The following is a 21,067-nucleotide window of genomic DNA, read 5'->3' as shown; positions in this document are numbered from 1 at the left end:
CGCGTCGAGTCGGGACTTCCCCCAGTGACCCGACCGTCGGCCCGGCCGCGTCCGAGCGGGCCACCCCGTCCCGCCATCCGGAAAGACACGACCACGAGGACGGTTCCGGCCGGCTGGACGTGAGCGCGGTCACGGGGAACGATTGTGCACCATGGACTTCGCCGAGGCCCGCGACGCCTTCTGCCGGCCACGGCCCGGATCGGTGATCGACCCGCCCGCCACCTCCCCCGCGCGGCGCCTGCGCGACGCGCTCGAGCCGCTCGCGATGGTGACGGTGTGGGGCGAGCCCACGGCCGCGCGGGCCGGGAAGGCCGGCCTTGACTTCCTCGGCGCCTACGTCGGCGGCCGCGGCTCCGCGCTGGGCGACGTCGAGGGCAGCGTCGTCGCCGCCGCGTTCGCGGTGTTCGAGCCGGGCCTCGTCGGCGGGCTGTGGGACCAGGCCCGCGCGACGTGCTCGGTCGCCGACCTGCGCGCGCTGCGGGAGGACGCCGGCACCGAGGCCCTGCGCACCGTCCTCGCCGACGTCGACGAGGACGGGATCGACGCGGTGGTCGACCTGCTGCGCGAGGGACTCGCGGGCGCCGACCTCATGGGCCGCCCGCTGTTCGCCGGGTCCACGGCGCTGCCCTGGCCGCAGCACGCCCACGGTCGCCTGTGGCACGTGACGAGCCTGCTGCGCGAGCACCGGGGCGACGCCCACGTCGCGGCGTGCGTCGCCGCCGGGCTCGACAGCATCGAGGCCAACATCCTCACCGAGCTCCGGGTGGGCTTCGCGCTGCTGGAGTACACGGCCACCCGCGGCTGGCCGCAGGAGGCGATGGACGCCGCGATCGACCGCCTGCGCGGGCGCGGCCTGCTCGACTCCGACGGGCTCTCCGCCGACGGCCGCCGGTTCCGCGACGGGATCGAGGAGGCCACCGACCGGGCCCAGCAGCCGGTCGTCGACGCCCTCGGGGATCGTCTCGACCGCACGGTCGACACCCTGGCCGGGTGGTCGGACGCCGTCGTGGCGCACGGCTGGTTCCCACCCGACCCCTACAAGCGGGCGGCCGGCTAGCTCTCGGGCACGCACTTCTCGATCTCGTCGAGCCAGATCCGCGCCGACGAGTCCGACGGCGCGCGCCAGTCGCCGCGGGGCGAGAGCGACCCGCCCGCGACGACCTTCGGCCCGTTGGGCATCGCGGAGCGCTTGAACTGGGCGAACCCGAAGAACCGCTGCGCGAAGATCTGAAGCCAGCGCCGGATCTCCGCGAGGTCGTAGGACGTGCGGTCGCCCTCGGGGTAGCCGGGGGGCCACGCGCCGGCGTCGACATCGCGCCACGCGTGCCAGGACAGGAACGCGATGCGCGAGGGACGGAACCCGTGGCGGAGCACCCAGTAGAGGGTGAAGTCCTGCAGGTCGTAGGGCCCGATCTTCTGCTGGCTCGACTGGATCTCCTCGCCCGCGTCCGCCGGCACGAGCTCCGGGCTGATCTCGGTGTCGAGCACGTCCTGCAGCACGGTGGCCACGTCGTCGTCGAACTGCCGCGAGCTGATCACCCAGCGGATGAGGTGCTGGACCAGCGTCTTCGGGACGCCGCTGTTCACCGTGTAGTGCGACATCTGGTCGCCGACGCCGTACGTGGACCACCCGAGCGCGGCCTCCGACAGGTCGCCGGTGCCCAGCACGATCCCGCCCCGCTGGTTCGCCGCCCGGAACAGGTAGTCGGTGCGCAGGCCGGCCTGGACGTTCTCGAACGTGACGTCGTACTGCGGCTCGCCCCGGGAGAAGGGGTGGCCGAGGTTCGCGAGCATGAGCCGCGCGGTCTCGGTGATGTCGATCGTCTCGAAGGTGACGCCCAGGGCCTCGGCGAGGCGCTGCGCGTTGGACTTCGTCCGCTCGCCGGTGGCGAAGCCGGGCAGGGTGAACGCGAGGATGTCCGAGCGCGGGCGGCCGTCGCGGTCCATCGCCCGCGCCGCGACGATCAGCGCGTGCGTGGAGTCGAGCCCGCCCGAGACGCCGATGACGACCTTGGGCCGCCCGATCGCCCGCAGCCGCTGCTCGAGCCCCGCGACCTGGATGTTGTAGGCCTCGTAGCAGTCCTGCTCGAGGCGGGCGGGGTCCGACGGCACGAACGGGAAGCGCTCGACCTCGCGCCGGAACCCGATGTCGTCGGCGGGCGGCTCGAGCGCGAACCCGATCGTGCGGAACTCGCGGTCGTGACGGCGGCGGTTGTCGTCGAACGTGCCCATCCGCAGGCGCTCGGAGCGGATCAGGCGCAGGTCGACGTCGGCGACGGCGTGGCGCTCCCCGGACGGGAAGCGCTCGGTCGCGGCGAGCAGGAGGCCGTTCTCGTGGATGCTCGTCTGGCCGTCCCAGGAGACCTCGGTCGTCGACTCCCCCTCCCCCGCGGCCGCGTAGACGTAGGCGGCCGAGCACCGGGCCGAGGCCGAGCGCGCCAGCAGCTGGCGGTCGTCGGCCCGCCCGACGGTGATCGGGCTGCCGGAGATGTTGGCGAGCACCGTCGCCCCGGCGAGGGCGGCCTCGGCGCTCGGCGGGATCGGGACGAACATGTCCTCGCACACCTCGACGTGCAGCACGAGACCGTCGACGTCGTCCGCCGCGAACAGCAGGTCGGCGCCGAAGGGCGCGTCCGCGCCGAGCAGCCGGGTCGTGCCCGTCTCGCCGACACCCGCGGCGGCCTGGCGGGGCTCGTAGAACTCGCGGTAGTTCGGCAGATAGCTCTTGGGGACGACCCCGAGCACGCGCCCGCGGTGCACGACGACCGCGCAGTTGTACAGCCGGTGCCGGTGGCGCAGGGGCGCGCCGACCACCAGCACGGGCGTCAGGTCCGCGGACGCGGCCACCACGTCGGCCAGCGCGTCGACCACGCCGTCGAGCAGGGTGTCCTGCATCAGCAGGTCCTCGATCGAGTAGCCCGAGAGCGTGAGCTCCGGGAACACGACGAGGCCCACCCCGTCGTCGTGGCACTCCCGGGCGACCGTCAGCAGCGACGCGGCGTTGGCCGCCGGGTCCGCGATCGTCGTGCGCAGCGTCGCGGCGGCGACCCGCACGAAGCCCTGGTGGTACACCGAGGTGAAGGGCGGGGTGGGCATCGGCGGGCGGTCCTCCTGCTGGTTCTCCGCGTGACACGGCGACCGGGCGAGCGTAGATCGCCACCCGGTCGCCGTGGGGCGGTCACACCGCGGTGTCGGCGGTCTCCGGCGGCGCGGTCGGGGGTGCCGGGGCCGCCGGGGTCTCCTCCGGCACCAGCGCCCAGGCGGCCAGGTAGGCGATCAGACCGATGAGGTGCCCGAAAACGGCGAGGAGTACCGCGAGGACGCGGACGAGGGTCGGGTCCAGGCCGGTGCGCTCGGCGATGCCGCCGCACACGCCCGCGATCCAGCGGTCACGCACGCTGCGGCGGAACCCGAACGTGGACGGGGTCGGGGCGGCCGGGGTGTTCTGCGGTGTGGTCATGGCGTCGAGCCTGCCGCCCCGGACGCCACCCGCCCTCCGGGTCCGACCCCGGCCGGACCCGGATTCCGCGCCGGGAGCTCCTCGGGGTCGGTAGGGGGACATGCGAGGAGATCGCCCTGAAGGGCGCATCGACTACTGACACCGCGTAGTCATTTCACGCTAGATGGTCGCCTGTTCACTCCTTCAGCCTAGCTCTTTCGCTGTGATCTGACTTACAGTGAGCGACACCGTCGGCCGAGGTCGGCGGACCACCACCGTCAGGTGCGGGGGGCGAGCGCCGGGGATGCGTGCGGCCCACCCGCGGGAAGGGGCCGAGAAGTGCGGACGACCTATCGGGTGCTGGCCTGGATCCTCGCCCTGGAGGTGGTCGTCCAGGCGGCGGCCATCGCGTGGGCGGTGTTCGGGCTCACGACCTGGATCGAGGGCGGCGGGGTGCTCGACGCCGCCGCGATCCAGAGCGACGTGCAGTTCGACGGCGTCGTGGGCTTCATGGTCCACGGCATGAACGGGCAGATCATCGTGCCCGCGGTGGCGCTGATCCTGCTGGTGGTCTCGTTCTTCGCCAAGCTGCCCCGTGGGGTGGCCTACGCCGCCACCCTCTTCGGCCTGGTCGTCGTCCAGGTGCTGCTCGGCATGGTCGCCCACGCCGTGCCGGCCCTCGGGATGCTCCACGGCGCGGTGGCGCTGGCGATCCTCGTGGTCGCCGTCATGTCCGCCCGCCTCGCGGCCGCACCGAGCGCGGCGCCGCAGGCCCCCGCGGCGATGGTCTAGGGCGGAGCACGACGATGCTGCGGGCGCGGCGACGGAGCTGGGGCACCAGGGTCCACCGACGGACCCTGGTGGCCGTCGTCGCCGCGCTCGTGGTGATCGTCCCCGTCGTCTGGATGTGGGCCGACAGCCTCGTGCCCGCCCGCTACTCGGTCGAGGACATGGGGACCCCGGACTACGGGGGCGGCCCCGCCGCGATGCCCGGTCACGGGGGTATGGCCGGCATGGGCGGGACGTCGGTCGACCAGCTGCGCGAGCCGCCGGGACCCGCCGACGTCGACGTCACGCTGGTGGCGCGCGCCGGGCGGGTGACGCTGCCGTCCGGGCGCGTGATCGACGGGTTCACGCTCAACGGCGTCACCCCCGGGCCGGAGATCCGGGCCGTGCAGGGCCAGATGGTCCAGGTCCGGCTCGTCAACGAGAACGTCCCCGCGGGCGTCACCCTGCACTGGCACGGCTACGACGTGCCCTCGGGCGACGACGGCGTCGCCGGGGTCACGCAGGACGCGGTGCCGGTCGGCGGCTCGTTCGTCTACCGCTTCCGCGCCGGGCAGGCCGGGACGTTCTGGTACCACTCGCACCAGGTCGCCGACCCCCAGGTGCAGGGCGGTCTGTTCGGCGCGCTGGTCGTCACACAGCCGGGCGGGCTCGGGGGGACCGGTGACGTCCTCGCCGTGACGCACGTCTACCAGGGCCGGCGGACGATCGACGGGCGCGAGGGCGACGTGCCCGCCCCGGGTGCCCCGGGGACGCGCGTGCGCGTCCGCGTGGTCAACACCGACAACGGCCCCGTGCAGGCGTGGGTCGGGGGCGCGCCGTACCGCCTCGTCGCGATCGACGGCCACGACGTGAACGGTCCCGCCCCGACGACCGACTCCCTGTCGATCACGGCCGGGGCGCGTGCCGACCTCGAGGTCGACCTGCCCGCCGACGGCGCCGGGGTGCGCGTCGAGCTGGGCGGCGCGTCGGCGGTCACCTTCGGGCGGCCGCTGCCCCCGACGCCCCGGCCGGCCGGCGAGCTCGACCCGCTGCGCTACGGCACGCCGGCCGCGCTGCCGTTCGACCCGGACGCCGCGGACCGCCGCTTCGACTACGACATCGGGCGGCGCATCGGGTTCCTCGACGGCACGCCCGGGCTGTGGTGGACGGTCAACGGCCACCTGTGGCCCGACGTGCCGATGTACGTGGTGCGCGAGGGCGACGTCGTGCGGATGCACATCGACAACCAGAGCGGCGAACTGCACCCCATGCACCTGCACGGGCACCACGCCGTGGTCCTGGCCCGCGACGGTGTCCCGGCCACCGGCAGCCCGTGGTGGGTGGACAGCCTCGACGCCGAGACCGGCCACACCTACGACATCGCGTTCGTCGCGGACAACCCCGGGCTCTGGATGGACCACTGCCACAACCTCGCCCACCCGGCCGAGGGCCTCATGGCGCACCTCATGTACGAGGGCGTGACGACGCCGTACCGCGTGGGTGGGGACGCCCACAACGACCCGGAGTGACGACACCGCCGTCCGGCGGGATACTCGTCGGTAACCCGAGCGGTCCGCCCCGAGGACCGCGTGGAGGTGTCCGATGTCCGCCCCGACCGCACTCTCGCCCGCCGCCCCCTGGCTGCTCACCCACGCAGGCGCGTGCGCCGAGGCCGTGACCAGCGCGCTCGACCTCCTCGACGACGACGACGTCGAGACCGTCGAGGACGCGACCGGCGCCGGCTTCACGCTGTGGGTGGACGCCGACCCCCCGCGCGCCGTCCGGGCGCTGCGCTGGTCGGCCGAGCAGGGATGGGCCGTGACGGGCGATTCGCCGCGTCGCGGACGACAGCGCTGGTCGGCGCTGCCACTGGACGTCGATGCCGACCCTCTCGACCTCTGCGAGGCCCTGCGCGCCCCGGTCTGAGGGGGCGGTGCCCGGAGGGTCGGCGCCGGTGCGGGCCCCTCGATCCGCACCGGCGATCCCGAGCCGGAACGTACCGGGCGGTCCCCTCGCGACCAAGGACGTCACCCGACGCGCGCAGCGCCGTGGACCCGATGTACGCACATTGACGTACAGCGCCACGGACCGCCGCCGCTCTAGCCTCGGGATCGACGCTCCGCGACCGCGGGCGCACGGGAGGCGACGATGGGCGACCGCAGGGACGACCACCTCATCCAGGAGCCGCGCATCCGCCGGATCCTGCGCCGGAGCCCGACCGCTCCCGCACCGTCGACGGGCGACGAGCCGGCCCGCGTCCCCGCGCCACGCGGTGGAGTCGCGGACGAGAGCCCGGAGGAGTGAGCGCCCCGCTCACGTGATGACGCGCCCAGGGCCGGCTCAGCGACCGCCGTGCCCCCGGCCCTGACCGCGGCCGTGTCCGTGCCCGTTGCCGGCGTCGCCGTGGCCCCGGTCGGAGCGGGCCTGGGCGTCGCGGTACTGCTCGAACCAGCGCTCCCAGGCCGCCGCCACACGCTCGGCGTCCCGGTCGCGGGAGCGACGGGTGGTCGGCTCCGAGGTGGACGCGACCTCGTCGACGTCCTCGACGGCGGTGCGACGCGCCGTGGTCGTGGTGGTCGTGGGCCCCGCCGGGATCACCGGCGGCGCGGCGACGGGCACCGGCAGCGGCGCGGGCAGGGCGGAGCCGGCGGCGTCCGGCGCCGCCGCGACCGGCACCGGGTCGGAGGTGTTCGCGGCCACGAGGCCGCCGGCGGCGCCCAGGACGCCGACGAGACCCGCGCCCGCGGCGACCGCGCGCCGGGCGGGGCGGAGCCGCTCCGAGCGCTTGCGACGGGCCGACCGCGTGCCGACGGGGGTCTCCGCCCGCGTCACGGCGAGCGCGGCGGCACCCGCGGGGACGGCGATCGGCCCGGTCAGGGCGTCGCCGTCGGGGCCGTCCGAGCCGTCGGCCGGAGCCGTCGAGGGCGGGACCCCCACGTCGGTCGCCGGGTCACCGGACACGATCGCCGTGGCACCGGTGCCCGTCGCGCTGGAGATGGAGGCCGGCGCGTCGCCGCGCAGCAGACGGGCGGCGCGCGCGGCGTCCGGGCGGCTGGCCGGGTCGTGGGCGAGGAGGGCGCGCAGGACCGGCGTCAGCTCGCCCGCGTGGCGCGACGGCTGCACGACGCCGGTGGCCACGCGGGAGAGCACCTCGAGGGCGTTGCCGCCGTCGCCCGCCGGCGGGGTGCCCTCCATGGCGGCGTAGAGCGTGGCGCCGAGGGAGAAGACGTCGGCGGCCGCGGTGGCCGGCCCGCCGCGGGCGAGCTCCGGGGCCATGTAGTGGGGCGTCCCGGCGACGAGCTGGTCGGCGGTGCCCGGGTCCGCGTCGACGACGGCGATGCCGAAGTCCGCGACGGTCACCGTGTCGCCGGCGCCGATCATGATGTTGGCGGGCTTGACGTCGCGGTGGACGATGCCGCGCTCGTGCATCGCGGCGAGGCCCTCGGCGATCTGGGCCCCGATGGCCGCGACCCGCGCCGGCGGCAGCGAGCCCTCGCGCTCCAGGAGGTCGCCGAGCGAGGGCGCCGCGACGTACTCCATGACGAGGCAGACCTCGCCGTCGAGCTCGGTCATGTCGAAGATCGCCGCGAGACGCGGGTGGTGCAGGCGGGCGGCGACGCGGCCCTCGCGGTGCGCGCGCTCGCGGACCTGCCGCGCGCGGTCCGCGTCCAGCGCGCGGCCCCCGTGCAGCCGCTTGATCGCGACGTCCCGGTCCAGCAGCTCGTCGTGGGCGCGCCAGACCGAGCCCGACCCGCCGCGCCCCACGGGGGCGAGCAGGAGGTACCGGCCCGCGACCAGGCGGCCGGGCTCGATGGTGGCCGAGGCGCTCGGCACCGAGGTCGGCGTCGACATGCCCCTCCCTTCTGCTCCGTGACCGCCTATCGCGGGCCGTGACCGATCCGTTACCGAATTCGGACCGGTTCGGAACCTACCCCCCGATCGAGTGGCGCCCACGCATCCTCGCCCACTCCCCCGGCGGCGTCGCACCGACCCGCCCCGCGCGGTGTGTGACCGGGGCCATGCGCCGTGTGGTGCGCGGGGACACAGAGACATCCGCACCAGCTGCTAGGTACCGTCAGTACCGAGTACTTCACGTACTTCCATCCGATGCCCCCGAACGACGCGGAGGAACCGCCGTCATGGCCATCTCGGACATCAAGGAGTTCACGCACCTGAGCGAGGCCGACGTCGCGGCGATCGGGCGTGAGTTCGACCAGATCCGCCGCGACGTCGAGGCGTCCCGGGGCGAGGACGACGCCGCCTACATCCGTGGCGTCATCAGGCTCCAGCGCCGGCTGGAGATCGGCGGGCGGGTCGCGCTCGTGGGCAGCATCCTGCCGCCGCTGTGGATCGCCGGGACCGCCGCCCTGGCCGCCTCCAAGATCATCGAGAACATGGAGATCGGCCACAACGTCATGCACGGCCAGTGGGACTGGATGAACGATCCGGAGATCCACTCGGCGCAGTGGGAGTGGGACAACGTCTGCCCGGCCGAGCAGTGGAAGCACTCCCACAACTACCTGCACCACACGTATACGAACGTGATCGGCAAGGACAAGGACGTCGGGTACGAGATCCTGCGCGTCCGGTCCGACCAGCCGTGGCATCCCTACTACCTGGGCCAGCCGCTCTACAACGCGCTGCTGATGTTCCTGTTCCAGTGGGGCGTCGCGCTGCACGACCTCGACATCGAGGGCGCGGCCAAGATCGACGCCGACCCCGAGGAGATGAAGGCCAAGCTGCGCCAGATCGGCCGCAAGGCCGGCAAGCAGGCGCTCAAGGACTACGTGGCCTACCCGGCGCTCTCGGGCCCGTTCTTCCCGGCGACGATCGCCGCGAACGCCACCGCGAACCTCATCCGCAACGTGTGGTCCTACGCGATCATCTTCTGCGGGCACTTCCCGGACGGCGCCGAGGTGTTCACGGAGGAGGAGCTCGAGGGCGAGACGTGGGGCGAGTGGTACCTGCGCCAGCTGCTCGGCTCGGCCAACTTCACCGGCGGGAAGCTCATGCACCTCATGAGCGGCAACCTCGGCTACCAGATCGAGCACCACCTGTTCCCCGACCTGCCGTCGAACCGCTACCCGGAGATCGCGGAGAAGGTGCGCGACATCTGCGCGCGCTGGGACCTGCCCTACACGACCGGGCCGTTCCCGCGGCAGTTCTGGCAGTCGACCCGCTCGATCTGGAAGCTCTCGCTGCCGGTGGCCGGCGAGCTCAAGCGTTTCGTGGACCGTCTGGTCGGCCGCGAGAAGCCGACCGAGCCCGTCGACGTCCCCGCCCCGCGCGCGGAGGCATCTGCCGACGAGCCCCGCGTCGAGGAGCCCGTGGCCGCCTGACCCGTACGTGAGCAGTTGGCTCCCCCACGGGGGCGCCAACTGCTCACGTACCTAGGCCGCGGCGTCCACGACGAGGAAGTCCTCGGGGAGCGGGCGGCCGTCGAGGTGCGCGGCGAGCATCTCGTGCACACCCTCGGCGATGCGGTCCTGCGCCTCGAGCGTCATGCCCGAGCAGTGGATGGTCATGGCCTCGGAGCCCTCGGGCAGCGCACGCCACGGGTGGTCGGCCGGCGCCGGCTGGGGGTACCAGGTATCGCCGGCGTAGCCCGCGAGGTGCCCGGACTCGACGGCCTCCACCAGGGCGTCCCGGTCGACGATCGCGCCCCGCGCGGTGTTGACGAGCCACGCCCCCGGCTTCATGGCCTTCAGCCGCTCCGGACCGAACAGTGCCTGGCTGCCCTCCATGAGCGGCAGCGCCAGGCAGATCACGTCCGACGTCGCGACGAGGGTGTCGAGGCGGGCGTAGCGCACGCCCAGCGAGGCCTCCTCGCCCGCGGACCGGCGGTGGTTGGCGTAGTAGAGCATCTCGACGTCGAAGCCCTTGAGCCGCAGCGCGGTGCGGGCCCCGATGGCGCCGAGCCCGACGATCCCGACGGTCTTGCCCTCGAGGTCGTGCGACGGCGCCACGACCTTCGCGACGTCCCAGCCCCCGTCGCGGGCCTCGGTGTGGGCGGGCACGAAGTTGCGGACGAGCGCGAGGATCTGCAGCACGTTGTGCTCGGCGACGCTGACGACGTTGGAGCCGGTGACCTCGGCGACGGTGACGCCGTGCTGCTGCGCGACCTCCGGGTCGGTGTGGTCGGACCCGATCCCCGCGGTGACGACCAGCTTCAGGTTCGCCGCCTTCGCGATCCGGTCCTCGTCGAGGTAGACCGGCCAGAACGGGGTCGTGATCAGCACCTCGGCGTCGGCGAGCTCGGCGTCCAGGCCGTCGCCGGTGTCGGCGGTGGTGACCAGCTCGTGGCCCCGCGAGGTGAGGAACGACCGGAGCCCGAGCGCGTTGTCCGCGTCGGCCGGGACGGAGGCGCCGTCGGACGGCGGATAGGACACGTAGACGACCTTCATGGGCGCGGCTACCCGGGTCGCGGCGCCGCCGACACGGTCGTGCACGACCGGACGCGTCACCCGGGGTGGGTCTCGCCGCCGGTCGGGGCGAGCACCTCGCCGCTGTAGTACGAGGACAGGCGGTCGGCCGCGAAGAACACGTAGGACGGCGCGATCTCGTCGGGCGTCGCCGGGCGTCCGATCGGCGCCTGCGCGCCGAAGGAGTCGACCTTCTCCTCGGGCATCGTCGCCGGGATCAGGGGCGTCCAGACCGGTCCGGGCGCCACGCAGTTGACGCGGATGCCGCGCGGGAGCAGCTGCTGGGACAGCGACATGGTCAGCGCGTGCACCGCGCCCTTGGCCGCGGAGTAGTCGAGCAGCGCCTTGTTGCCGCGCAGCCCGTTGACCGAGCCGGTGTTGATGATCGCCGACCCCTCGCCGAGGTGGGGCAGGGCGTCCTTCGTGATCCAGAAGAAGCTGGAGACGTTCGTCGCGAACGTGCGGTCCCACTGCTCGTCGGAGAGCTCCTCCGGTCCGGTCACCGGGGTCTGGGTGGCGGCGTTGTTGACGAGCAGGTCGAGCCCGCCGAGCTCGTCGGCGGCACGGGCCACCATCCGCGAGCAGTGGTCCCGGTCGGCGATGTCGCCGGGCAGGCGCACGCAGCGGCGGCCGCGGGCCTCGACGAGCGACTGGGTGTGCTTCGCGTCGTCGCCCTCGGAGAGGTAGCTGATCGCGACGTCGGCGCCCTCCTCGGCGAACGCCACCGCGACGGCGCGCCCGATGCCGGAGTCGCCGCCGGTGATCAGCGCCCGGCGCCCGGCGAGCAGGTCACGGCCGACGTAGCCGGTCATCTCGTCGTTCGGCTCGGGATCCATCGCCCCGGTGCTGCCGGGGTAGGTCTGCTCCTGCGGAGGGGGCTGCTCGGACGTCATGCCCGCAGGCCTTGACGACGCGGCCCGGGCCCGAAACGTCGTGTGCGCTCCGCGCACGTGAGCACTTCCGCGTGCTCCGGCACGCGGAAGTGCTCACGAGGCGGAGCCACCTCAGCGCAGGCTCTGGATCCTGTCGAGCACCGTCTTGCGGTTCTTCGTGCGCCGCTCGTAGGCGTCGATCTTGCCGAGGTCGGTCGCGGAGAGCCCGTCGAGCTTCTTGACCGCGTCGGCCGCGTTGAGGTCGTCGTAGTTCTTGATCGGCAGCTCCTCCTCCCGCGAGACCGCGCCCTTCGCCTCACCCTCGGCGGCCTGGACGCCCGGGACCTTCCGGGCCTGCTCGGCGGCGCTGCCCGCGGCACCGGCGACACCGCCGGAGATCCGCTGCAACAGCGACGGGAAGGCCTCCGCCAGCTCGCGGGTGAAGGAGGCCTGGGCGCGGGCGAACGCCTGGATCCACTCGGCGGTGCGGTCACCCGCCGCCTCCTCGGCCTCGGCCAGGTTCTCGAGCAGGTCCTTGTAGGCGCGCAGCGACTCCTCGCCGCCCTGACGAGCGCGGCTCACGATCTGCTCGTTGAGACCGCGGACCTGCTCGACCACCTGCTCGACCTTCGGGTTGCCCGCCATCGTTCCTCCTCGTCCGTGCGGCTCCGCACACCGGTGGCGACTCGTTTCCCCAGCGCACACTGCCCCAAACGGGTCACCGGCGACATGTTCCGGACGCGGACGAGCGGGTGTTCCGGACGCCGGGATGATCCGTGTGACGCACCTCCCAACGCCACCTACAGTGGTGACCGCGGCGACACCAGGTTCCTCGGGAGGAAGTCCAGCCATGCGCAAGCCACGCCACGTCCGGATCACCGAACCGCTCGTGCGGGAGAACGGTGCCCTGCGACCGGCGAGCTGGGACGAGGCGCTCGAGCGCGCCGCGGCGGGTCTGCGCGGGGTGCCGGGCGACGCGTTCGGGATGTTCAGCTGCTCGAAGGCCACCAACGAGATGAACTACGCCGCGGAGAAGTTCGCGCGGGTGGTGATGGGCAGCAACAACGTCGACAGCTGCAACCGCACTTGACACGCTCCCAGTGTCGTCGGTCTGACGACGGTGTTCGGTGCCGGCGGCGGCACCTCCGCGTATGTCGAGGCGGAACACGCCGACCTGCTCGTGCTGTGGGGATCGAACGCGCGCGAGACGCACCCGATCTTCTTCCACCACGTGCTGCAGGGTCTGCGCAACGGGGCGCGGCTGTACTCGGTCGACCCGCGCCACACGTCCACGGCGCACTGGGCGGATGCCTGGCTGGGCCTGGACGTCGGCACCGACATCGCGCTGGCGAACGCGATCGGGCGCGAGATCATCCACGCGGGCCTGGTGAACCGCGCCTTCGTGGAGCGCTCGACCACCGGCTTCGACGACTACGCGGCCACGGTCGAGCCGTACACGCTCGAGCGCACCGAGGAGATCACCGGCGTGCCGGCGGCGACGATCCGCGAGCTCGCGCACGCCTACGCCCGGGCCGACCGCGCCCAGATCTGCTGGACGCTGGGCATCACCGAGCACCACAACGCCGCGGACTACGTCTTCGCCCTGATCAACCTCGCGCTGCTCACGGGGCACGTCGGGCGCTACGGGTCGGGCCTGGTGCCGCTGCGCGGGCAGAACAACGTGCAGGGCGGCGGTGACATGGGCTCGATCCCGGCCAAGCTGCCCGGCGGCTACGACGTGTTCGACGAGGACGCGCGCGCCCGCTTCGCCGCGGTGTGGGGCAGCGACGACTACCCGCGCGAGCCCGGCATGCACCTCTCGCAGATGTTCGAGGCGATGGAGCGCGGCGAGCTCAAGGCGCTCTACTGCATCGGGGAGAACCCGGCGGAGTCCGAGGCCAACGCCGCCCACGCGCGGCACATGCTCGAGAGCCTCGACTGCCTCATCGTGCAGGACATCTTCCGCACGGCGACCGCCGAGCTCGCCGACGTGGTGTTCCCGGCGACGGCGGACTGGTGCGAGTACGAGGGCACGGTCACCAACTCCGAACGCCGCGTGCAGCGCGTGCGCAAGGCGATCGACCCGCCGGGCCAGGCCCGCCCCGACACCCACATCATCTGCGGGCTGGCCACGGCGCTGGGCCACGACTGGGGACAGCCCACCGCCGAGGAGGTGTGGGACGAGCTGCGCTCGGTGTCGCTGAACTGGCACGCGGGCATGAGCTACGCCCGCCTCGACGAGCTCGGCGGACTGCAGTGGCCGTGCCCGTCGGAGGACCACCCCGGCACGCCTCTGATGCACGCTCGCCTGTGGGCCGACACCCCAGAGGAGCGGGGGAAGCCGGCCCCGTTCACCCCGGTCGAGCACGTGGCGCCGGTCGACGCCCTCGACGCCGAGTTCCCGATCCGCCTCACGACGGTCCGGGTGCTCGACGCCTACAACTCCGGGGTGCAGACCGGCGGGTACGCCTCGCCGCTGCGCCGCCGGGAGTCGCTGCGCATCGACGCCGAGGACGCCGCCCGCCTCGGGATCGCCGACGGCGAGCGGGTGCGGGTCGTCTCGCGGCGCGGGGCGGTCGAGGCGCCCGTGGCGGTCGACCCGTCGCTGCGCCCCGGTCTCGCCTCGTTCACGCCGCACTTCACCGAGGAGGTCGACGTCAACATCCTGACCAACGACGCCTGGGACCCGAAGTCGGGCACGTCCGAGTTCAAGGCCACCGCCGTCCGTGTCGAGAAGCTGTCCGACCGGGCCGAACGAGCCGCGGCGCTGCCCGCGGCAGGAAGCTGATTCCTTGGATCTCCACCTCTCCACCGCCGAGCCCACCGACGTCGAGCGCGAGGCGATCGACGTCGCGTTCGGCGTGCTCGCCGACCCGGCGAGCACCGCGGAGGACCGGCCCCGCCGCACCGCCCACGCCGGCCACGACGCCCGCGCGCGCCGTCACCTGCTGCTGCCGGTGCTGCACGCGGTGCACGACGCCGCCGGCTGGATCTCCGAGGGCGCGCTGAACCACGTCGCCCGCACGCTGTCGGTGCCGCCGGCGGAGATCTACGGGGTGGCGACGTTCTACGCGATGTTCGCCGTCGAGCCCCGCGCGCCGCGGGTCGTGCACGTCTGCGACGACGTCGCGTGCGGGCCGTACGGCGGCGAGGAGATCGCCACGGTGCTCACCGACGCGCTGGGTCCCGAGGGCGCCGAAGGTAGTGGCACGGACGCCTGCTGGGTCCGCAGCCCGTGCCTCGGCCTGTGCGAGCGGGCGCCCGCGGTGATGCACCAGCGGGCGGGCGAGCCCGACCTCAGCCAGGCGCCGGCGACCCCGGACGACGTGCTCGCGGCCGCGCGGACCGACGACCCCGGAACGGCGGATGAGGCGGACGCGGTCTTCGACGACACCCGGGTCAGCGCCCCGCAGGCCGGACCCGGGGGCACGCTGCCCGAGGGCGGGCCGCTGCGCCTGCTGCGCCGGGTCGGCGTCGTCGACCCGACCAGCCTCGACGACTACCGCGCCCACGGGGGCTACGCCGCGCTGCGCCGCGCGGTCGACCTCGGGCCGACGCGGGTGATCACCGAGCTGGAGGACTCGTCGCTGACCGGCCGCGGCGGTGCCGCGTTCCCGACGGGCGTGAAGTGGAAGGGCGTGGCCGGCGCCCCGGAACGCCCGCACTACCTCGTGTGCAACGCCGACGAGTCCGAGCCCGGCACGTTCAAGGACCGGGTGCTCATGGAGAGCGACCCGTTCGGGCTGGTCGAGGCCATGACGATCGCCGGCTACGTCACCGGCGCGCGCACGGGCTACCTCTACATCCGCGGCGAGTACCCCCTGGCCACCCGACGGCTGCTCGGGGCGATCGAGGCCGCGCGGGCCCGCGGCTTCCTCGGCGACGACGTCATGGGTGAGGGCTTCGCCTTCGACATCGAGCTGCGCCGCGGCGCCGGCGCCTACATCTGCGGCGAGGAGACCGCGCTGCTCGAGTCGATCGAGGGCTTCCGCGGCGAGCCGCGCAACAAGCCGCCGTTCCCGAGCGTCTCCGGGCTGTTCGGCAAGCCGACCGCGATCAACAACGTCGAGACCCTCTACAACGTGCTGGGCATCCTCGACATCGGCGGCCAGGCGTTCGCCGAGATCGGCGGCGGGCGCTCCACGGGCACCAAGCTGTTCTGCGTCTCGGGCGCGGTCGGCACGCCCGGGGTCTACGAGGTCGACTTCGGCACGACGCTCGGCGGGCTCCTCGAGCTCGCCGGGGGCGTGCGCGGGGAGATGCGCACCGTGCTGCTCGGCGGCGCCGCGGGCGGCTTCGTCATGGAGGAGAACCTCGACGTCCCGCTGACCCTCGAGGGCACCCGCGACATCGGGGCGACCGTCGGCTCCGGCGTCGTGCTCGTGTTCGACCAGCAGGCCGACCTCACCGGCACGCTGCGGCGGATCGCGGCGTTCTTCCGCGACGAGTCCTGCGGCCAGTGCGTGCCGTGCCGGGTCGGCACGGTGCGCCAGGAGGAGGCGCTGGCCCGCCTCGAGCGGGATGCGCCGATCGGCTCGCGCGAGACCGAGATGGCCCTGCTCGACGACCTGGCCCGCGTCATGCGCGATGCCTCCATCTGCGGGCTCGGCCAGACCGCGCCCGCCGCGATCACCTCGGCTCTGCAGCTCGGGCTGCTCGATCGCCCCGAGCCTCGTTCCGTCACCGGATCCCCCAACGGCAAGGTGCCCCACTGATGACCACCACCAGCGGCAAGGGACCGGCCCCGGCCGGCAGTGGCTCCTCCGCGCCCGTGGGCGAGACGATCGACGGCGCGGACGAGGCCGTCGAGGGCGCTGCCGTCGCCGGCGACGGCAGCGGCCCGCCCCCGGGCGAGCGCACCGACGGCGACACCCACCCCCACACGGCGGTCGGCCCGACGGTCGTCGACCCGGCCGCGCCGGGCCACAAGCCCGAGGAGCGCCTGCGCACCGGCACCGTGATGCTCGGCCAGATCCAGCGTCGGGTCAGCGTCGAACTGGACGGCCGCGAGGTCCGGGTGCCGGAGGGGACGACGATCCTCGGCGCGCTGCACGACGAGGGCACCCCGGAGCAGGCCGACACCCCGACGTTGTGCTGGGCGCCGAACATGGACCCCATCAACGCCTGCCGGGTGTGCGTCGTCGAGGTCGAGGGCTCGCGGACCCTGGTGCCGTCGTGCGCGCGGACGTGCGAGGACGGCATGAAGGTCCGCACCGACACCGAGAAGGTGCGGCACAGCCGGCGCATGGTGCTCGAGCTGCTGACCTCGTCGGTGGACATGGACCGCGCGAGCGGCGACGTCCAGCGCTGGATCGGCGAGTACGGCGTCGACACGAGCCGCTACGGCCCGCCCGCCGCGCCGGCCGCCGCGGGCGAGCGCGACCGCCGCCACCCGGGCCACCACCACCTGCCCGACGGGGCCACCGCCGCCACCGTCGCGCAGCCCGTGAAGGTCGACAACGAGCTCTACGTCCGCGACTACTCGCGCTGCATCATGTGCTACAAGTGCGTCAACGCCTGCGGCACCGACGCCCAGTTCACCTTCGCGATCGCCGCGGCCGGTCGCGGGTTCGACGCCCGGATCGCCACCGAGTTCGACACCCCGCTGCCCGACTCGGCCTGCGTCTACTGCGGCAACTGCATCGGGGTCTGTCCCACGGGTGCGCTGATCTCGCGCGAGGAGTACGAGCTGCGCGAGGCCGGCGACTGGCACCCCGAGGAGGAGACCGTCACGACGACGATCTGCTCGTTCTGCGGCGTCGGCTGCAACCTCGAGCTGCACGTCCAGCAGAACCGCATCGTCAACGTGACGAGCCCGTCCGACCACTCGGTGACCCACGGGCACCTCTGCATCAAGGGACGCTTCGGGTTCCAGCACGTGCAGAACCTCTGACGGTCCCGCCGGGCGATGGCCCGCTCAGGGTCATCACCGAACGCGAACGGCCGAACACGCCCCGCCATCGGGCGCCAAGGTGGTGGGGGACCTTCTCGCCCGGGCACCCGGCTGATGAGGTGTGCGCAACCGAGGCCCGCTCGACGCGGGGTCTCGACGAAGGGAGTCCGCCGTGGCGAGCACGAAGGGCAGCAAGCGGGACCGGACGGCCGAGGTGGTGCAGGGTCTGCACCAGCTGGTCGAGGCCGGTCGGGTGGACGACGTCGAGGCGGTGCTCACGACGCTGATCGAGAGCGAGCCCGTCGAGGACCCGACCGTCGAGGAGCGCGAGACCCGGTCCTACGCCGAGGGGATGCGCGACGGGCTCGCCCTGGCCCGACGCGCCCACGACGTCACCCAGCACGGCTGAACCGTGCCCGACCCTCACCGAGGAGCACGCCCATGACGGCTGCGGCTGCGTTCGATCAGCAGGCGGACGTGCCGGCGCCGTCCCCCGACCCCGCCGACACCACCCCGACAGCGTCCGCGGGCGAACGTCTCCAGCGCCTCGCGGTCGTCCTGATCGACCGGCTGGCCGCCGTCGCCGCGGACAAGGTCGAGGACTTCGCCGGCCGGCTGGAGGAGCTGAAGGCCAACGGCGGCGTCGGCCTGAACGCCCTGCTGGCGGGCGGGCTCGCGAAGCTGCAGGGCCAGAACCCGGTGTGGGCCGCCATCAAGGGTGCGGTCGGGGCCATGAGCACGACGACCAAGGTGCTCGTGGCGCTGCTGCTGATCCTCGTCGCGGTGCTGTCGCCGGTGGCGCTGCTGGTGCTCGCCCTGGTGCTGCTCGTCGCGGCGATCGTGGGCGCGGTGACGGGCTGATCAGGTGCCCTCGGTGGCGGCGGTCGCGGCGACCGACTGGGCCGGCTCGCCGGTCGGCTCCGGCGGGCCGCCCTGCGCGCCGCCACTGCCGCTCTCGGTGATCTCGCCGGCCTGGTCCATGGCGTGGTCCGCCGGACGCGACGGCGGGCGCAGGCCCTCGTAGACGGCGGGCTGGATGTCCCAGCTGTTCCAGTACCGGGCGCCCGGCAGGTCGGTGTACTCGACGGTGACGTCGAAGTCCTCGCCGTCGAGGCCGTTCTTGCGCAGGAACGTCATCTGGTCGTCGAGGTCGTCCCAGAAGCACGTGATCCGGGCCCCGGGCGAGAGCGAGGTGAGGCCGATCGTGAACAGCGGCAGGCCCGAGATCTCCACGCCGTCGGAGCTCTCGATGGGCCGGGAGAACGCAAAGCTGATGTTCTTCGCGGGACCCTGGCCCACGTTCTCCACAGCGAGGCTCAGCGCGCGCGTGCCGTGGTCGAACTCGTCGTGCACCGCGACGACGGGACGCCCGGCGGCCAGGAACTCCTGGCGCACCTCGCGGACCGACTCCCGGGCGGCGCGCAGCTGGAACCAGATCACCACGATGAACGCGGCGTAGAGCAGCGGCGAGAGCGTCTGCGCGACGCTCGCGATGTTCTGGAGCACCGTCACCTCCGGGACTGGAGACACGGACGGCCGGGCCCCGCGGCGGGGGCCCGGCCGGACGTGTGATGGGTCCGCTCAGCGGACGCCGGCGACCTCCTGGGCCAGCGCGGCGTGCCGCGTCTGCGCGGCGGAGACGACACCGGAGCGGTTCTTGTTCGCCTCCTCGTAGACGATGACCTTGTTCAGGTCCTCGACCTCGTCCAGCTGCTTGATCTTCGACACCGCGTCGTTGACGCCGAGGGCGTCGTAGTCGCGGATCGGCAGCTCCGAGGAGTGCAGCGCGCCGAGGCGGGTCCGCGCCTCGTGCAGGGCGTCGGCCGCGGCGGTGTTGCCCTCGCGGCGGCTGACCTGCTCGGCGCGGTCGAGCGCGGCGTCGCGCCCGGTGACGACGACGTCGCGGGCGTCCTCACCGAGGCGTGCGGCGCGACCGGCCGTGTCGGTCACGACCGCGCGGACCTGGTCACCGCGCTGCTGCAGGCGGGCGGCCCACCGGCTGACCTGCTCCCGGGCGAAGTTGACCGGCAGCCGCACGGCGCGCGTGGCGCCGCCGATGACCATCTGCACCGGGGTCGGCTGGATCGCGGGCGGGCCGCCGAGGGCGTGCTCGGCGAGCACGGTGGTCAGCCACGCGATGGTCGCGCTGTGCGCCTGCTCGAGCCGGTCGGCCAGGCTGCGGACCGCGTTGTCCTTCGCGGACTCGGCGAGGCTGCGGAGGTAGACGGCGCGGTCGCGCAGCTGGTGCTCGAGCGTCAGGTCGCCGAGCAGCGCGTCGTCGACCGGGCCTGCCTGCTCGACCGTGCTCTTGACGACCGCGCCGACACGGCCCACCAGCGGGGACACGACGTCGGCGACGCCCCCGAGACGCTGCAGCTCGCGGGTGATCTCCTCGGTCCGCCGCTCGGCATTCCGGGCGTTCTCGGTCAGCTCCTTGCGCACCGCCTCGGTGCGGGCCTGGGCGACGCGGATGCGGGCGACCTGGACCTCGGTCTGCGTCAGCTGCAACAGCGCGCGCAGCTGGGCGATGATGTCGGTCTGGGTGCTCACACTTCTCCTTTGAGTCGACTGCGGGTGTGGTCGCCGCGGGGACGGCCGCTGCGGATGTCGTGCCCGGCCTCTCGGCCGGTGCTCATCGGCTACCCCAGGGTCGCGGCCGACTATTCGTGTCCGGCCCGATCGCTCCGTGCGCTGGGGCGTCAGGCCGGGGCCTGGGCCCGGACCACGACGAGCTCCTCGGTGCGCTGGTCCGGCCGGGCGAGCCCGCGCTGCGCCAGCAGCGCGCTCCGCGCCGTCAGCACCGGGCCGTAGGGGTGCTCGTGGCGCGCCACGACCTCGGCCGCCAGCCCGCGCTCCCGCAGCCGGCGGACCGTGAGCTCCGGGTCGTTGAACGCGGAGTGCACGACGAGCACCCGGCCGCCCGCGGTCAGGACCCGCGGGGCCTCGTCGCACACGCGGTCGAGTACGGCGCGCCCGTCGCGGCCGCCGTCGAACGCGCGGGCGAGACCGTGGTCGGGCAGCTCGTCGGTCTCGGCCGGGACGTAGGGCGGGTTGGAGACCACCACGTCGAACCGCTCCCCCGCGACCGGCGCCGTGAGGTCCCCGCGGCGCACCCGGACCCGCCGGCCGTGACGGGCGGCGTTGACGCGGGTCGAGAGCAGGGCGCGCCGCGAGAGGTCGACCGCGGTGACCTCGGTGCACGGGACGCCGGCCGCGACCACCGACAGCGCCCCGGCGCCCGCCCCGAGCTCGAGGACGCGGCAGGGCCGGCCGGGCCCGCAGCCGTGGTCGGCGAGCTCGGCGCGCAGCACGTCGGCGAGCAGCCAGGTGTCGCGCTGGACGGGGTAGACCCCCGGCACGCGGAACACGCGGTGGTGGGGACGGATGTGGTGGGGACGGATGTCGGACCGGGGGTGTGGCGTGGGCTGGGGCGCGACGGCGGTCATGGGGCTCCTCGGCTCGGTGGTGACGAGTCGGGTCGCAGGCACCGGCAGCGGCGGACTCGACCTCGGCGTCGACCCGCGGCAGGCGTTACCCACCTGCGCCGCCGCGGGAGCCCGCGGGACCGCGTCACGGATCTCACGTGCGGGGAGCGGCTGCGGCGGCGACCCGATCGGGTACCAGGTCGGCCGCCCACCGGCCGACGGCTGTGACACCGAAGACCGCGGTGACC

At 73.8% G+C, this 21,067-nt stretch carries 20 protein-coding genes; 11 read left to right on the top strand and 9 right to left on the bottom strand.

Annotation, left to right across the window (positions count from 1 at the left end):
- Positions 1-151: 151 nt before the first annotated feature.
- Positions 152-1,057 carry an SCO6745 family protein gene (locus tag ACR9E3_RS18240; RefSeq protein WP_460381926.1) on the top strand — a complete coding sequence of 302 codons (906 nt, stop codon included), beginning with the start codon at positions 152-154 and terminating at the stop codon, positions 1,055-1,057.
- Here ACR9E3_RS18240 and ACR9E3_RS18235 read toward each other — a convergent pair.
- Positions 1,054-3,096: an NAD(+) synthase gene (locus tag ACR9E3_RS18235; protein WP_460381925.1), complete on the bottom strand. Its 2,043-nt coding sequence runs from the start codon at positions 3,094-3,096 to the stop codon at positions 1,054-1,056. The two genes, ACR9E3_RS18240 and ACR9E3_RS18235, sit on opposite strands and share 4 nt — an antisense overlap.
- 82 nt (positions 3,097-3,178) lie before the next feature.
- Positions 3,179-3,460, bottom strand: a complete 282-nt coding sequence (locus tag ACR9E3_RS18230; protein ID WP_460381924.1) for a PspC domain-containing protein — start codon at positions 3,458-3,460, stop codon at positions 3,179-3,181.
- A gap of 318 nt (positions 3,461-3,778) precedes the next feature.
- On the opposite strand from ACR9E3_RS18230, the gene ACR9E3_RS18225 reads away from it, so the two are divergent.
- The 4 genes from ACR9E3_RS18225 (at position 3,779) to ACR9E3_RS18210 (ending at position 6,511) form a co-directional block, all read left to right on the top strand.
- Positions 3,779-4,231: a DUF6220 domain-containing protein gene (locus tag ACR9E3_RS18225; RefSeq protein ID WP_460381923.1), complete on the top strand. Its 453-nt coding sequence runs from the start codon at positions 3,779-3,781 to the stop codon at positions 4,229-4,231.
- Between the two features lie 68 nt (positions 4,232-4,299).
- Positions 4,300-5,736, top strand: a complete 1,437-nt coding sequence (locus ACR9E3_RS18220; RefSeq protein ID WP_460381922.1) for a multicopper oxidase family protein — start codon at positions 4,300-4,302, stop codon at positions 5,734-5,736.
- Positions 5,737-5,809: 73 nt separating this feature from the next.
- Positions 5,810-6,133 (top strand): hypothetical protein, encoded by a 324-nt coding sequence (locus ACR9E3_RS18215; protein WP_460381921.1) that lies wholly within the window; start codon positions 5,810-5,812, stop codon positions 6,131-6,133.
- A 222-nt stretch (positions 6,134-6,355) separates the two neighbouring features.
- Positions 6,356-6,511, top strand: a complete 156-nt coding sequence (locus ACR9E3_RS18210) for a hypothetical protein (RefSeq protein ID WP_460381920.1) — start codon at positions 6,356-6,358, stop codon at positions 6,509-6,511.
- Between the two features lie 36 nt (positions 6,512-6,547).
- Here ACR9E3_RS18210 and ACR9E3_RS18205 read toward each other — a convergent pair whose 3' ends face one another.
- Positions 6,548-8,059: a serine/threonine-protein kinase gene (locus tag ACR9E3_RS18205; RefSeq protein WP_460381919.1), complete on the bottom strand. Its 1,512-nt coding sequence runs from the start codon at positions 8,057-8,059 to the stop codon at positions 6,548-6,550.
- A 287-nt stretch (positions 8,060-8,346) separates the two neighbouring features.
- Between ACR9E3_RS18205 and ACR9E3_RS18200 the strand changes: the two genes are divergently transcribed.
- Positions 8,347-9,546: a fatty acid desaturase family protein gene (locus ACR9E3_RS18200; protein WP_460381918.1), complete on the top strand. Its 1,200-nt coding sequence runs from the start codon at positions 8,347-8,349 to the stop codon at positions 9,544-9,546.
- Positions 9,547-9,597: 51 nt separating this feature from the next.
- On the opposite strand, the gene ACR9E3_RS18195 is transcribed toward ACR9E3_RS18200, so the two are convergent.
- From ACR9E3_RS18195 to ACR9E3_RS18185, 3 genes are all read right to left on the bottom strand, one after another.
- Positions 9,598-10,671 (bottom strand): NAD-dependent formate dehydrogenase, encoded by a 1,074-nt coding sequence (locus ACR9E3_RS18195; RefSeq protein WP_460381917.1) that lies wholly within the window; start codon positions 10,669-10,671, stop codon positions 9,598-9,600.
- Positions 10,668-11,522 (bottom strand): SDR family oxidoreductase, encoded by an 855-nt coding sequence (locus tag ACR9E3_RS18190; protein WP_460381916.1) that lies wholly within the window; start codon positions 11,520-11,522, stop codon positions 10,668-10,670. The genes ACR9E3_RS18195 and ACR9E3_RS18190 overlap by 4 nt, the downstream gene beginning before the upstream one ends.
- Positions 11,523-11,633: 111 nt before the next feature.
- Positions 11,634-12,146: a hypothetical protein gene (locus ACR9E3_RS18185; RefSeq protein WP_460381915.1), complete on the bottom strand. Its 513-nt coding sequence runs from the start codon at positions 12,144-12,146 to the stop codon at positions 11,634-11,636.
- A 205-nt stretch (positions 12,147-12,351) separates the two neighbouring features.
- Here ACR9E3_RS18185 and ACR9E3_RS18180 point away from each other — a divergent pair, with 205 nt between their 5' ends.
- The 5 genes from ACR9E3_RS18180 (at position 12,352) to ACR9E3_RS18160 (ending at position 18,255) form a co-directional block, all read left to right on the top strand.
- Entirely contained in the window at positions 12,352-14,289 is a 1,938-nt protein-coding gene (locus ACR9E3_RS18180; protein ID WP_460381914.1) for a molybdopterin oxidoreductase family protein, read from the top strand.
- A 4-nt stretch (positions 14,290-14,293) separates the two neighbouring features.
- Positions 14,294-16,216, top strand: coding sequence for an NAD(P)H-dependent oxidoreductase subunit E (locus ACR9E3_RS18175; protein WP_460381913.1), 1,923 nt, complete (start codon positions 14,294-14,296; stop codon positions 16,214-16,216).
- Complete coding sequence (locus ACR9E3_RS18170; RefSeq protein WP_460381912.1) at positions 16,216-17,394, top strand: 2Fe-2S iron-sulfur cluster-binding protein; 1,179 nt, start codon at positions 16,216-16,218, stop codon at positions 17,392-17,394. Before ACR9E3_RS18175 ends, ACR9E3_RS18170 begins: the two co-directional genes overlap by 1 nt.
- Positions 17,395-17,566: 172 nt before the next feature.
- A complete protein-coding gene (locus ACR9E3_RS18165; protein ID WP_460381911.1) occupies positions 17,567-17,803 on the top strand; it encodes a hypothetical protein in 237 nt (78 codons plus the stop codon).
- A gap of 32 nt (positions 17,804-17,835) precedes the next feature.
- Entirely contained in the window at positions 17,836-18,255 is a 420-nt protein-coding gene (locus tag ACR9E3_RS18160) for a hypothetical protein (RefSeq protein WP_460381910.1), read from the top strand.
- On the opposite strand, the gene ACR9E3_RS18155 is transcribed toward ACR9E3_RS18160, so the two are convergent.
- The 3 genes from ACR9E3_RS18155 to ACR9E3_RS18145 form a co-directional block, all read right to left on the bottom strand.
- Positions 18,256-18,906 carry a hypothetical protein gene (locus ACR9E3_RS18155; protein ID WP_460381909.1) on the bottom strand — a complete coding sequence of 217 codons (651 nt, stop codon included), beginning with the start codon at positions 18,904-18,906 and terminating at the stop codon, positions 18,256-18,258.
- Between the two features lie 69 nt (positions 18,907-18,975).
- On the bottom strand, positions 18,976-19,944 hold the full coding sequence (locus ACR9E3_RS18150) for a ferritin-like domain-containing protein (protein ID WP_460381908.1): 969 nt from the start codon (positions 19,942-19,944) through the stop codon (positions 18,976-18,978).
- A 149-nt stretch (positions 19,945-20,093) separates the two neighbouring features.
- Entirely contained in the window at positions 20,094-20,840 is a 747-nt protein-coding gene (locus ACR9E3_RS18145) for a HemK2/MTQ2 family protein methyltransferase (RefSeq protein WP_460381907.1), read from the bottom strand.
- Positions 20,841-21,067 lie beyond the last annotated feature (227 nt).

Source organism: Actinomycetospora sp. C-140 (assembly GCF_054796175.1).
The sequence above is the reverse complement of the archived record's forward strand: the minus strand, read 5'-3'. Positions and strand labels throughout refer to the sequence as shown.